This window comes from Streptomyces sp., assembly GCF_035645055.1.
In the GTDB taxonomy this organism is placed as follows: Bacteria; Actinomycetota; Actinomycetes; order Streptomycetales; family Streptomycetaceae; genus Streptomyces.
Map to the genome: position 1 here is coordinate 14,499 of NZ_DASQNH010000088.1, position 13,216 is coordinate 27,714.

At 74.5% G+C, this 13,216-nt stretch carries 11 protein-coding genes; 8 read left to right on the plus strand and 3 right to left on the minus strand.

Annotation, left to right across the window (positions count from 1 at the left end; genetic code table 11):
- The 3 genes from VE614_RS28450 to VE614_RS28460 are packed head-to-tail and all read left to right on the plus strand — an operon-like array spanning window position 1 to window position 1,701.
- Window positions 1–333 (plus strand): MazG-like family protein, encoded by a 333-nt coding sequence (locus tag VE614_RS28450; protein ID WP_324943329.1) that lies wholly within the window; start codon window positions 1–3, stop codon window positions 331–333.
- 1 nt (window position 334) lies between these two features.
- Entirely contained in the window at window positions 335–913 is a 579-nt protein-coding gene (locus VE614_RS28455; protein WP_324943331.1) for an NUDIX hydrolase, read from the plus strand.
- A gap of 50 nt (window positions 914–963) precedes the next feature.
- Window positions 964–1,701: a D-Ala-D-Ala carboxypeptidase family metallohydrolase gene (locus VE614_RS28460; RefSeq protein WP_324943334.1), complete on the plus strand. Its 738-nt coding sequence runs from the start codon at window positions 964–966 to the stop codon at window positions 1,699–1,701.
- 111 nt (window positions 1,702–1,812) lie between these two features.
- Here VE614_RS28460 and VE614_RS28465 read toward each other — a convergent pair whose 3' ends face one another.
- Both VE614_RS28465 and VE614_RS28470 read right to left on the minus strand, forming a co-directional pair.
- Window positions 1,813–1,986, minus strand: coding sequence for a CsbD family protein (locus VE614_RS28465; protein WP_324943337.1), 174 nt, complete (start codon window positions 1,984–1,986; stop codon window positions 1,813–1,815).
- Window positions 1,987–2,086: 100 nt separating this feature from the next.
- Window positions 2,087–3,625: an FAD-dependent oxidoreductase gene (locus VE614_RS28470; RefSeq protein ID WP_324943339.1), complete on the minus strand. Its 1,539-nt coding sequence runs from the start codon at window positions 3,623–3,625 to the stop codon at window positions 2,087–2,089.
- A 95-nt stretch (window positions 3,626–3,720) separates the two neighbouring features.
- Between VE614_RS28470 and VE614_RS28475 the strand changes: the two genes are divergently transcribed.
- A complete protein-coding gene (locus VE614_RS28475) occupies window positions 3,721–4,602 on the plus strand; it encodes an alpha/beta hydrolase (protein ID WP_324943342.1) in 882 nt (293 codons plus the stop codon).
- A gap of 251 nt (window positions 4,603–4,853) precedes the next feature.
- Here VE614_RS28475 and VE614_RS28480 read toward each other — a convergent pair whose 3' ends face one another.
- Entirely contained in the window at window positions 4,854–5,492 is a 639-nt protein-coding gene (locus VE614_RS28480; protein ID WP_324943345.1) for a class I SAM-dependent methyltransferase, read from the minus strand.
- A gap of 196 nt (window positions 5,493–5,688) precedes the next feature.
- Here VE614_RS28480 and VE614_RS28485 point away from each other — a divergent pair, with 196 nt between their 5' ends.
- From VE614_RS28485 to VE614_RS28500, 4 genes are all read left to right on the plus strand, one after another.
- Window positions 5,689–6,561 (plus strand): fructosamine kinase family protein, encoded by an 873-nt coding sequence (locus tag VE614_RS28485; protein WP_324943348.1) that lies wholly within the window; start codon window positions 5,689–5,691, stop codon window positions 6,559–6,561.
- A gap of 56 nt (window positions 6,562–6,617) precedes the next feature.
- On the plus strand, window positions 6,618–7,352 hold the full coding sequence (locus VE614_RS28490) for a lipoprotein (RefSeq protein ID WP_324943350.1): 735 nt from the start codon (window positions 6,618–6,620) through the stop codon (window positions 7,350–7,352).
- A 165-nt stretch (window positions 7,353–7,517) separates the two neighbouring features.
- Window positions 7,518–10,046, plus strand: a complete 2,529-nt coding sequence (locus VE614_RS28495; RefSeq protein WP_324943353.1) for a SpoIIE family protein phosphatase — start codon at window positions 7,518–7,520, stop codon at window positions 10,044–10,046.
- Between the two features lie 335 nt (window positions 10,047–10,381).
- Complete coding sequence (locus tag VE614_RS28500) at window positions 10,382–13,144, plus strand: SpoIIE family protein phosphatase (RefSeq protein WP_324943356.1); 2,763 nt, start codon at window positions 10,382–10,384, stop codon at window positions 13,142–13,144.
- Window positions 13,145–13,216: the final 72 nt, after the last annotated feature.

The window sequence follows — 13,216 nt, forward strand, 5'->3', positions numbered from 1 at the left end:
GTGGAGAGGGATCACTGGGAGGTCACGGCGGAGCTGGCCGCGTTCCTGGACGAGGCGGCCGCCCACCTCCCGGCCGGGCAGCGCCAGGTGCTCCAGGTGCTGAAGATCGGCGAGGAGTTCGGCGAGGCGGCGCAGGCGCTGATCGGTGTCACCGGCGTCAATCCGCGCAAGGGCACGAGCCACACCTGGGACGATCTGACCGCCGAGATCTGTGACGTGATCATCACGTCGATGGTGGCGTTGCACCGCCTCGAAGTCCCCGATCCGGCCGGGGTCTTCGCCGGACATCTGCGCAAGGCCGCCGCCCGCACGCTGGCCGCGAGGAAGGACTGACATGAGCGGTGGGCGGATGCCGCGAGAGGAATGGGTCAAGACGCAGCCCCGGGCGCTCGTCGCCTCCTGCGTGCTGCTCTCCGACGGCCGGGGGCGGCTGCTGGTGTTGCGCTACTCCCCCGACGAGCCGAACGCCGGCCACTGGTGGCTGCCGGGCGGGATGCTCGACCCGGGCGAGGACCCCTGGACGGCGGCGCGGCGCGAGGTCCTTGAGGAGACAGGCGTCGACATCGGTCACGAGGCCCGGCTGATCGGCATCGACCACCGCGCCGACGTTCTGGGCACCGGCCCGGTCCTGGACTGCTACTTCGACGGCGGACTCCTCGACGGGACCGAGCGGATCCGGCTGAGCCCGGAGCACGACCGGTACGCGTTCCTCACCCTCGACGAGCTGACGGACCCGTCTCTGACCGTCCATCGGCCGATACTCGCCGCCCTGCACTCCGCCGCGGTCCCGGAGCGTCGTGTGCCTGCGGGAGGGTCAGCCCTGGTGAGGTCGGGGACGCCCCCCAGGGCACCCCTCAGTCTCAGGGAGTCCCGCCCACTCTTGCGTCGGCTCGCGTCCGTGCCCCATGGTTGACGCGCGTCACACGGTTCTTCCTGGCTCACCTCTTCCGGCCTGGAGGTCGCATGCTCAGACGTACGGCACGACTCGTCACCGCACTTGTCATGATCCTGACCGGCGCCTTCGCGGGCACCGTCGCGACGGCGGGCACCGCGCACGCCGACGGCTGCTACACCTGGACCCGCACCCTCTCCCAGGGTGCTTCGGGCGCCGACGTCACCCAGCTGCAGATCCGGCTCGGCGGCTACCCGGGTTACGGCGCCGCCCTGGCCGTCGACGGCAGCTTCGGACCGGCCACCACGGCCGCCCTGAAGCGCTTCCAGTCGGCGTACGGTCTGACCGCCGACGGCGTCGCCGGCACCAGCACGTACAACAAGCTGTACGCCCTCCAGGACGACGACTGCACGCCGATCCACTTCTCCTACAGCGAGCTGAACGACTGCAACACGACGTGGTCGGGCGGCGCGGTGAGCGCCACCACCGCCAAGGCCAACGCGCTGCGCACCATGTGGAAGCTGGAGGCGCTGCGGCACGCGCTCGGCGACCAGCCGATCACCGTGACCAGCGGCTTCCGGTCGTACGCCTGCAACGACGCGGTAGGCGGCGCGAGCAACAGCAGGCACCTCTACGGCGACGCGGCCGACCTCGGCGCCGGCCCGCACTCCCTGTGCACCCTCGCCCAGCAGGCCCGCTACCACGGCTTCCGCGGCATCCTCGGTCCGGGCTACCCCGGCCACAACGACCACACCCACCTCGACCACCGCGACAGCCAGTACTGGTCCGCACCCACCTGCGGCATCTGACCGCCCCCGCCCCGGCGCGAGACACGGCCGGGCCGGGCTCCGCGGCGCACGCGGAGCCCGGCCCGGCCCTCTCACCTAGTTCACTGCTTCACCGCTCATCGCACGATCGCGTCACTCACGGAACGCGTCCTTGGCCTTCTCCTTCGCCTGACGGAGGTCGCCCTTGGTCTTCTCCATCCGGCCCTCGCCGGTCTTGCTCTCGTTGCCCACCGCGCGGGCGGTGGACTCCTTGGTCTTCCCCTTGACCTGTTCCATCTTCGCCTTGGCCTTCTGGTTGCGCGCCACGCTCGCTCACTCCCACCGGCGTCGTTCACTCTCGGTCACTGCACCGAGTGACCCGCCGCGAGCAGGCCAAACCCACCCACGGCGGCGCGGCGCACCGCCGTCAGAGCTCGCGGGGCGGCAGCGGGCGCACCGCGGGGCCCTGCAGGACGCTCCCGTCGGGCGCGAAACGTGAGCCGTGGCAGGGGCACTCCCAGGCGCTCTCGGACCGGTTGAAGGAGACCAGGCAGCCCATGTGGGTGCAGCGCGCGGCGACGGCGTGCAGCTCGCCGTTCTCGTCGCGATGGACCGCCACATGCCGGCCGCCGACCTGCACGACGGTTCCCTCGCCCGGCGCGAGGTCGTCGACCGGCGGGCGGGGACCGGACGCCAGCGGGGGCAGCCGGTCGCCGACGAAATGGCGTGCCACCTTGGCCTGGTTCTTCAGGAACTGCCCGCCCTCGCGGACCACGGAGGCGATCCGGCGCGGGTCGTACAGCTCGCTCCAGGGGCAGTCACGGCCGGTGATCAGGTCGCAGAGCAGCTTTCCGGCCATGATCCCGCCGGTCATCCCCCAGCCGCCGAAGCCGGTCGCCACATAGACATGGCGGGCCCGGGGGTGCAGGAGGCCGACGAGCGGCACGGAGTCCGTGGAGTCGTTGTCCTGAGTGGCCCACCGATGGGTGATGCGCAGATCACCGAAGTGGCGCAGGGCCCAGCCGGTGAGGGTGGCGAAGCGTTCCTCCACGTCCCGGCTGGTGCCGGGGGTGAAGTGCTCGCCGGTGATGATGAGCAGGCGCTGCCCGTCCTCGTAGGGTGCGGTGCGCACCGAGCGGGTCCGGTGCTCGGGCGTGATGTACATGCCGTCCGGTGCCTGTGCCTCGGGCACGGGAGCGGCGATCACCAGCTCCCGCCGGGGGGTGAGCCGGGTGAACAGCAGGGCACGGTCGAAGATCGGGTAGTGGGTGGCGACGACGACCTCCCGCGCGGAGATGCGCACCCCCTGGTCCGTCGTCAGTACGCAGGGCTCCCCCTCGGTCAGGCTCACCACGCGAGTGCCCTCGTAGATCTGCCCGCCGCCCCGGCGCAGGCTGTCGGCCAGCGCCATCAGGTACTTACGGGGATGGAACTGGGCCTGCTCGGTGACCCGGACGGCACCCGCGACGGGGAACGGCAGGTCGGTCTCGGCCGTGAACTCGGCGGGCAGCCCCGCCTCCCGCGCGGCCTCCGCCTCGGCCCGCAGTTCGGGCACGCGGTGGCGGCCCTGCACGTACGTGTACGCGGCGGTGTCCTCCCAGTCGCAGTCGACGCCCAGTTCGTGAGCGGTCTCGGCGGCATGGCTGATCGCCTCCAGCTGGGAGCGGGCGTACAACCGTGCCCCCTCCGCGCCCCGGCTGCGGCGCAGCCGGTCGTAGATCAGGGTGTGCTGGGCGCTGACCTTCGCGGTGGTGTGCCCGGTGACACCCGCCGCGATCCGGTCCGCCTCGAACACCGCGACCTCACGGCCACGGCGTACCAGTTCCCACGCGGTGCTCAGCCCGGCGATGCCTCCGCCGATGACGGCCACGTCGACCGTGAGATCGCTCTCCGGCGCGGGGGCCGGCTCACCGGGGGGCAGTGTCTGAAGCCAGTACGACCCGAAGGTGCCTGCCTGTTCGCTCATGCGCACCGAGTGCCCCGAGGCGGGGACGATCACACGGCTGCGGCCGTGCGCATAACCGGTTGCCGCAGTGGCCGGGGGCCGGCAGGGTGCCCGACATGCCCATGATCTCGGCGTACGACGGCACCGACCTGGCGTATCGCACGATCGGGAACGCCGGTCCGCCGCTGCTCTGCCTGCCGGGCGGCCCCATGCAGGCCTCCGCCTATCTCGGCGACCTCGGCGGCCTCTCGGCGCACCGCTGTCTCATCGTCCCGGATCTGCGGGGCACGGGGCGCTCGGGAGTCCCCGAGGACACCGGGACCTACCGCTGTGACCGGCTGGTCGGCGACGTGGAGGCCCTGCGGGCCGAGCTGGGCCTGGAGCGGGTCGATCTGCTCGCCCACTCGGCGGGCGCCAACCTGGCGGCACTGTACGTGAGCCGGTATCCGGAGCGGGTCGGCAGGCTCGCGCTGATCACGCCGAGTGTCATGGCCGCCGGGATCACGATCACCGGCGAGGACCGGCTGGCGACGGCGGAGCCGCGCCGGGGCGAGCCGTGGTTCCCGGAGGCGTTCGCGGCCCTGGGGAACATCGTCGCCGGGCGGGCGACCGACGACGACTGGCAGGCCATCGGCCCGTTCTACTACGGCCGCTGGGACGAGACGGCCCGTGCCCACCGGGCCGCCGAGGCCTGGCAGCGCAACGCCGAGGCAGCGGCCGTCTTCGCCTCGGAGGGAGCCTTCGACCCGGCGGCCACCCGCGGCGCGCTGGCCCGCTTCGACGCGCCCGTGCTGGTGTACGCCGGGGAGTTCGACCTGGCGGCCCCGCCGCGCGCGATGGCCGAGGTCGCCGCGTTGTTCCCGCGCGCGCAGACCGTCGTACAGCGCGGAGCGGCGCACTTTCCGTGGCTGGACGACCCCGGCGGCTTCGTGGCGGCCGTCTCGGCGTTCCTGACGGCCCCGCACGGCGGCGGCAGCGGCCGGTCGGGCCGCTGGTGAACACTGCCCGGGTTGGTGAGCGTGACGCGGTTCGAAAACTCCCTCGGCCGGCCGGCCGGCCGGTGCGCGGCGCGGCACCGGGTGCGGCTGGTCGAACCGGCGATCAGCTCCGGCACGGACGAGGCGGCCGGGCCGCCGAACCGTTCCGCCTCCGCCACTGCGGCGTCGCCGGGGCCTCGCGGGCCAGGCTCGCGCTCACCGTCCGGCGGCTCCGCGGCGACCGACTGCTGACCGGAAGGCAGTGATGATCGTCACTTCCGGCGAAAACGCCACACATTGTCCTCGCGGAAGCCCTCGACACCCTCCGGTGAGACGCTGGGCTTGCGGTCGGCCTGCGCGGTGACCACGGTCCAGGTCCCGTCGGGCAGGGCGAGTTCGGCGAGGAGGCCGTCCAGGGTGGGGAACTCGCCGTCGAAGGGCGGCTCCTGCATCCAGGTGGGCCAGGCACCGTGCAGCGTGATCAGGAAGGTGCCCCCGGGTGCCACGGCCGCGGCGGCGCGACGCAGGATCCCGTACAGGTCGAGGTCGACCGGGGACTGGAGGTAGTGGGCGGCGACCAGGTCGAAGGTGCCGTCGGGGAAGGTGTGCCCCAGCTCGTGGCGCTCCCACGCGATCCGGTCGGCGACTCCGGCGTCGGCGGCGTGCCGGGCGGCGCGCTCCAGGGCGATGTCCGCGATGTCGACCGCGGTGACCCGCCAGCCCTGAGAGGCCAGCCAGACCGCGTCGGCGCCCTCGCCGCATCCGAGGTCCAGGGCGGTGCCCGGGCTCAGCTCACTCACCTCGCGGACCAGTGACGGGTTGGGACGGCCGCTCCAGACGCGGTCGTCCTTGCGGTAGAAGCCCTCCCAGAAGTCGGCGGGCTGCTGTTCCGGTGCGGGGGTGTGCGTCATGGCGTGTGCCTCCTGAGTTCGCGTACGGCTCTGCACCCCCGAGCCTGGATCCGCACCGGTCCCGCCGCAAACATAATTGCCAGTTCGGCAAATCCGGTGCGGCACATCCGGACCGGCGCATCCGGCCCGGCGCCTCCACTGCGGCACATCGGGTGCGGCGAGGGCGGTGCGGGCCGTCGGTCGTACGCTGGTGACCGTGCGTGAAGTGGACGGAGACAACGGCCCGGCGGCGGTGGCGGCGCGCTTCACGGGGCGCGAAGTGGCCGGAGTGCGCCGGGTGTCGGGAGCGCTCGCCGAGGTGACGCTGCGCGGCGGCCCGGTGGTGATGGTGAAGCGGCAGGAGGCGCCGGGCGGAGTGCGGGCCGAGGCCGCGGGACTGCGGTGGCTCGCGGAGGCCGGCGCGGTACGGGTGCCCGCCGTCCACGGACACGACGGGTCGTGGCTGGTGATCGACAGGGTCCCGGCGGGCCGGCCCGGCGCGGAGGCGGCCGTGCGGTTCGGGCGGGAGCTGGCCGCGCTGCACGCCGCGGGCGCGCCCGCGTTCGGGGCACCGCCGCCGCACGGCCCCGAGGACGCCTCCATCGGGCTGGCCCCCATGCGCAACGTCGCCGGCGCCGACTGGCCGCGCTGGTACGCCGAGCACCGCGTGCTGCCGTACCTGCGGCGCGCCGTCGACGACGGGGTGCTGGGCGCCGAGGAGGCCCGGGTGTTCGAGCGGGTCTGTGCCCGGCTGCCCGAGCTGGCCGGACCCGAGGAACCGCCGGCCCGGCTGCACGGCGATCTGTGGAACGGAAACGTGCTGTGGGGAGCCGACGGGCGGGCCTGGCTGATCGACCCGGCCGCACACGGCGGACATCGCGAGACCGACCTGGCGATGCTCCAGCTCTTCGGCTGCCCGCATCTGGACCGCGTTCTCGGCGGCTACCAGGAGGCCGCCCCGCTCGCCGACGGCTGGCGGGAACGGGTCGCCCTGCACCAGCTGTTCCCGCTGCTCGTCCATGTCGTGCTGTTCGGGCGGTCGTACGCCGCTCAGGCCATCGAGGCCGCTCGTACCGCCCTGGTCCGCTGACCCGGCTGTCGTCCCCTCGGATACAGTGGCGCGCCACATCGAGAGGAGACGGGACTGTGCAGGTCAGGGTGGGGACGGCGGGACGGATGATGGCTTCGGCCGCGCTGGCGGCCGTGGTGCTGACGGGATGTTCGGACACCGCCGAGCCGGACGCCAAGGTCCCGCCGACCACGTCGGCCGGTGCCCCGGCGGGCGCGGACGCGGCGCACGCCGAGCGCGGCGGGAGCATCGGCGCGGCGGGCTCCGCCTGCGAGCTGCCCGTCACCTTCGACATCGCCGCCCGCTGGGAGGCGGAGGCGATCGACGCCGCCGGGGCCGAGGTGGCGGTGGACGAGCTGAAGGACGGCGGCTCGGACGACCCGGACAGCCTGGACGAGGAGCTGGCCGCCGAGATCGCCGACTCGCTGCTCCGCCAGGGCCCGGTCGTCGCCGCGTGCGAGGTGGACGCCAAGCCCGCCGGGAACATCGGCTTTCTGCGCGTCTTCACCGGTGAACCGGGCGACGACGACGCGCGGACCGTGCTGGAGGCCTTCGTGACCGCGGAGGAGAGTGACGAGGTGAGCATCGGCGAGCAGGAGTACCGCACCTTCCGGTCGGGTGACCTGACCGGGGTCGAGGTGTCATACCTGCGCACCAGCGAGATCCTTGAGGAGACGAAGCGGCAGCACGCGCTCGCCGTCACCACGGCGGGCGGACCGGTCGTCCTGCACCTGGGCGGGCTGGACGACGAGGAGCACGAGGCGATGCTTCCGGCGTTCGAACTCGCCAAGCGGACCCTTCGCACCTCCTGACCCGCGCCGTCCAGAGCAGCCCGGGCCGCGCGGAACGCGGGGCGCACGCCCGCGTGCGGGCGGCGGGCGTGCGGGCGCATGCTTGCTGTGTCGTGTGCGGGCGCAGGCGGCCGGTGCCGGACCCAGTCGCCCGCGCTGCGGCACGCGTGGACGGGGACAGGACCGATGACTGGGAGCGGCGAGGACCGGAGCGGGCCGCGGGCGCGGCTGACCGCGCTGCTCACCGACGCCGCGATCGAGGCCATCGGCGCCGCCGGAGCCCGTGCCGCCGGGCTGTACATGCGGTCCTCGACACCCGGGGTGCTGCGGATGGCCGCCCTCGCCGGGCTGCCGGGGGCGCTGTTCCGGCCCTGGTGGCGGGTGCACGTGGACCGGCGCTTCCCCGTCGCCGACACCTACCGGCTGGGCGTCCAGGTGGTGCTGCCGAACACCACCGAGACCATGCGCCGCTACCCGCAGTTCGCCGCCGCGCTGCCGTTCCCCATCGGGTCGATCTGTGTGCCGGTCGCCGGGGCGGCGGAAACGTTCGGTGTGCTGACCGTGCTGCGGCCGGCCACGCCGGAGGCCGCGGAGCTGCTCCCCGCCCGCGACCGGCTGGCCGAGCTGGCCCAGGAGCTGAGCGCCGCGGTGCGCCCTCTGGAGGCCGACGACCCGGCCTTGGTCTGGGACGAGGAGCCGGTGTGCGTCGCGCCGCCGGCCACCCGCCCGGCGTCGGTGCGGGTCGGCCGGTTCCGCTGGGATCCGGCGGCGGACGTGGTCACCGGCGACGGCACTCTGGGCGTGTTGCTGGGGCTGGCCCCCGATGAGCTGCCCGGCAGCGCCCGCGCACTCGTGCGGACCCTGACGAGGGAGGACGCGCAACGGCTCCTGGAGCTGCTGCGGGAGACGGCCGGCGGCGCCCCGGCTCCGGCCGGGCCGCTGTATGTGCGGACCGCCGACGGGGTCGCGCTGCGGGTGGAGCTGTGGACGCCGTCGCGCGTCGAGGGCATCGTCCTGGACGCGGGCTCGGTGGCCGACGCGGCCGCCGACCAGCTGCCGCAGGGCATGTTCTGCCTGGACCGCCTGGGCCGGATCGTGCACGCCAATCCGAGCGCCGCCCGGCTGCTGGGCGAGCCGCGGGCCAGGTTCCTCGGGCGGCCCCTGTGGGAGGGCGTGCCCTGGCTGGGCCAGCCCGCCTTCGAGGACCATCTGCGGGCGGCGCTGCTCGCGCCCGACCCGGTGCACTTCCACGTGCGCCGGCCGCCGCGCGGGGAGCGGGAGTACGCCGCGGGCGCGGACCGGCGGCCCGACGAGCCGTTCCGTCCGGGTGAGGGCGACTGGCTGGCCGTCTCGGTGCATCCCGGCGCCGATGTGCTGACCTGCACCGTGGCCCGGTCCACGGGCGGCGCGGACGCCGCCGCGACGCCGGCCGTCCGGTCGCCGGCGGCCGAGGCCGCGGAGGCCGGGCCGGCCGCGGCGTCTCCGGCGTACCGGCCGATCGTGCTGGCGCTGGCGCTGACCGAGGCGGTCACCGCCCGGCAGGTGTCGGCGGTGGTCATGCAGGAGCTGCTGCCCGCCTTCGGCGGCCGGCGGCTCGCCATCTACCTCCTCCAGGACCGGCATCTCTACCTGGCCTGGGAGAGCGGCTTCCCGCCCGGGTTCCTCGCGCCGTTCCAGGGGGTCGGCCTCGATGCCCGGTTGCCCGGGGTGGAGACGCTCACCACCGGTCAGCCGCTCTTCTTCGACTCGATGGAGCAGCTGGCGGCGGCCTATCCCGGCATCCCGCTGGACGCGACGGTGGGCGCCCGCGCTTTTCTGCCGCTGATCGCCTCGGGGCGGCGGGTCGGCTCCTGCATCCTGGGTTTCGACCGGACACGCCGTTTCGGCACCGAGGAGCGCACGGTGCTGACCGCGCTCGCCGGGGTGATCGCGCACGCCATGGAGAAGGCCCAGCGCTACGAGACCGAGGCCGCGCTCGCCCGCGGCCTGCAACGGGCACTCCTGCCCCGGCGGCTGTCGGTGCACCCCCGGGTCGAGGCCGCGGGCCGGTATCTGCCGGGCACTCAGGGGATGGACGTCGGCGGCGACTGGTACGACGTGGTGGAGGCCGGTGACGGGGTGGCGCTGGTGATCGGCGACGTCCAGGGGCACGGAGTGCAGGCGGCCGCCACGATGGGGCAGCTGCGCAGCGCCGTACGGGCGTTCGCGCTGGACGACCGGCCGCCGGACGAGGTGCTCGGCGGCACCAACCGGCTGCTCATCGACCTGGATCCGGGCCAGTTCGCGACCTGCTGCTATGTGCGGCTCGATCCGGCCACCGGCGTCGCCCGGTTCGTCCGGGCGGGCCATCCGCCGCCGCTGCTGCGTCACCCGGACGGCCGCACCCAGGTCCTGGACCTGCCCGGCGGGGTGGTGCTCGGGGTGGACGCGCACGCCGACTATCCGGTGTCGGAGCTGCCGATGGCGCCGGGCGCGCTGCTGGCGCTGTACACCGACGGGCTCGTGGAGCGGCCCGGCGGCGACATCGACGACGGCATCACCGCGTTGCGGCTGGCCCTGGCCAAGGCCGGTGCCCCGCCGCCGCGGCCGGGAGGGCGCTGGCTGGCCGGGGTCGCCGACCGGCTCACCTCGGCCGCCCGGCACGCCGTCGACCGCCCGGACGACATCGCGCTGCTGCTCGCCTGCCGACGCGGCGCGCCGGGCGGCACCGCATGAACCCGGCCGCCACGGGCCCCCCTCCGACGCACCGCATGAACCCGGCCGTCACGGGCCCCCCTCCGACGCACCGGACGAACCCGGCCACCACGGGCCCCCCTCCGACGCACCGCATGAACCCGGCCGCCATGGGCCCCCCTCCGACGCACCGGACGAACCCGGCCGCCACGGGCCCCCCTCCCGTATCCCCGGCGCACCCCACCGCGGGACCGCCCCGGGCGCACCCGACGAACCCTGCCGCGGGACTGCCTCCGGTCCACCGGATGAACCCGACCGTACGACAGCCCCGGGTGACGCCCCTCGCCTCCCGGGGCCGGGGAGTGTAGACAGGGCACATGGTCCGACATTTGGGTCGATCCCGGGCTCGGTCCACCGGACCGCCCGGCGCCGCGCGCACCCGGCGGGTGGCACAGGCTCTGCCGGGCGGCGGGCCGGGACCGCGGCGCAGCGCCGGCCGGCCGGAGCCGGCGGGCGGGCTGCGGTCGGTGCTGAGCGGACGCAGTGTCGCCGGACAGGTCTTCGTGCTCCAGGTCGTCGTCGTGCTGGTGCTGGTCGCCGCCGCGGTGGTGGCGCTGGTGCTCCAGGCGCGCTACGACAGCACGCAGGAGGCCCGCAACCGGTCACTCGCCGTCGCCGAGACCTTCGCCGAGGCGCCGGGCACCCGGGAGGCGCTCGCCGGCCGGGATCCCACCGCGGTGCTCCAGCCGCGGGCGGAGGCGGCACGCAAGGCGACGGGCGTCGACTTCATCGTCGTGATGAACCCGGACGGCATCCGCTACACCCACCCGCTGCCCGACCGGATCGGCAAGAGGTTCGTAGGGAACATCGAACCCGCGCTGGCCGGTGAGCCGGTGACCGAGGAGATCGACGGGACGATCGGGCGGCTGGTGCAGGCCGTGGTGCCGATCCAGGAGCCCGACGGCCCCGTGGTCGGCCTGGTCTCGGCCGGGATCACCACCGAGCACGTGGGCGGCGCCGCCGACCGGCAGCTGCCGCTGGTGCTGGTCGCCGCGGCGGTGGGCCTGGCGGTGGCCACGGCGGGCACCGCGCTGGTGAGCCGGCGGCTGCTGCGGCAGACGCACGGGCTGGGGCCGCGCGAGATGACCCGGATGTACGAGCACCACGACGCCGTGCTGCACGCCGTCCGCGAGGGCGTGCTCATCATGGACGGCGACGGCGCACTGCTGCTCGCCAACGACGAGGCGCGGCGCCTGCTGGACCTGCCCGAGGACGCCGAGGGCCGCCATGTGCGGGAGCTGGGTCTCGACCCGGCCGCCGCCGAGCTGCTGGCCTCCGGCCGGGTCGCCACGGACGAGGTGCGGCTGGTCAAGGACCGGCTGCTGGCCATCAACCAGCGGCCCACGGACCTGGCGGGCGGCCCGCCGGGCGGTGTGGCGACGCTGCGCGACTCGACCGAGCTGCGCGCCCTGTCCGGCCGGGCGGAGGTGGCGCGAGAACGCCTCGACATGCTGTACGCGGCCGGGGTCGGCATCGGCACCAGCCTGGATGTGACCCGGACGGCGGAGGAGCTGACGGAGCTGGCGGTGCCCCGGTTCGCGGACTTCGTGACCGTGGACCTGTTCGACGCGGTGCTCGCAGGGGAGCAGCCGGAGGCCGGGCTCGAGCTGCGCCGTACCGCCTTCGGCGGGATCCGCCAGGACCCGCCGCTGTACCCGGTGGGCCGGCGGATCCGGTTCGTTCCCTCCTCCCCGCAGGCGCGCAGCCTGCGCACCGCTCAGGCCATCCTGGAGCCCCGGCTGAACGCGTCCCCCGGCTGGCAGGCGCAGGACCTGGAACGCACGGCGCACGTGCTGGAGTACGGCATCCACTCGCTGATCACCGCCCCGCTGCGGGCCGGATCGCTGATCCTGGGGCTGGCCAACTTCTGGCGTTCCCGCAAGCCCGAGCCGTTCGACGCGGAGGACCTGGCGCTCGCCGAGGAACTGGTGGCGAGGGCCGCGGTCTCGATCGACAACGCCCGCCGCTACACCCGCGAGCACACCATGGCGGTGACCCTCCAGCGCAGCCTGCTGCCCCGCAGCCTGCCCGAGCAGAACGCGCTGGACGTCGCCTACCGGTATCTGCCGGCGCAGGCCGGGGTCGGCGGCGACTGGTTCGACGTACTGCCGCTGTCCGGCGCCCGGGTCGCCCTGGTGGTCGGCGACGTCGTCGGGCACGGGCTGCACGCGGCGGCCACCATGGGCCGGCTGCGGACCGCCGTGCACAATTTCTCGGCGCTGGACCTGGCGCCCGACGAGCTGCTGACGCTGCTCGACGAGATGGTGGCCCGGATCGACCAGCACGAGGCCGAGGAGGGCGGCAGCGCCCCGGTCACCGGCGCGACCTGTCTGTACGCGATCTACGACCCGGTCTCCCGGCACTGCTCGATCGCCCGCGCCGGGCACCCGCCGCCCGCCCTGGTGCGGCCGGACGGCGTGGTGGAGTTCCCCGAGGTGCCCGCCGGTCCCCCACTGGGTCTGGGCGGGCTGCCGTTCGAGACGGCCGATCTGGAGCTGGCGGAGGGCAGCCGGCTGGTGCTGTACACGGACGGGCTGGTGGAGGACCGCGGCCGGGACATCGACGTCGGACTCGACCTGCTGCGCGAGGCGCTGCAGCAGGCAGGGCCGTCACCGGAGGACACCTGCCGGGCGGTCGTGGACGCGCGGCTGCCGACCCGGCCCAGCGACGACATCGCGCTGATCGTGGCCCGCAGCCGGGCACTGGGCCCCGACCGGGTCGCCGCCTGGGACGTGCCGTCCGATCCGGCGGCGGTGGCGGAGGTGCGCTCCTCGGTCACCCGGCGGCTGGCCGACTGGGGCCTGGAGGAGCTGGCGTTCACCACCGAGCTGATCCTCAGCGAACTGGTCACCAACGCGATCCGGTACGGCGGCGCCCCGATCCGGGTGCGGGTCCTGCGCGATCGCAGCCTCATCTGCGAGGTCTTCGACAGCACCAGCACCGCACCCCACCTCCGCTACGCCGCCATGACGGACGAGGGCGGCCGCGGCCTGTTCCTGGTGGCTCAACTGGCCGAACGGTGGGGCACCCGCTACCTCCCCTCCGGCAAGGTGATCTGGGCCGAACAGCCCCTGCCGTGACCCCGGCCGGGCCGGACCGAGGAACCGCGCGGCGGCACGGCAACGGCCCGGCCCCCGGGCGTCGCCGGGGTC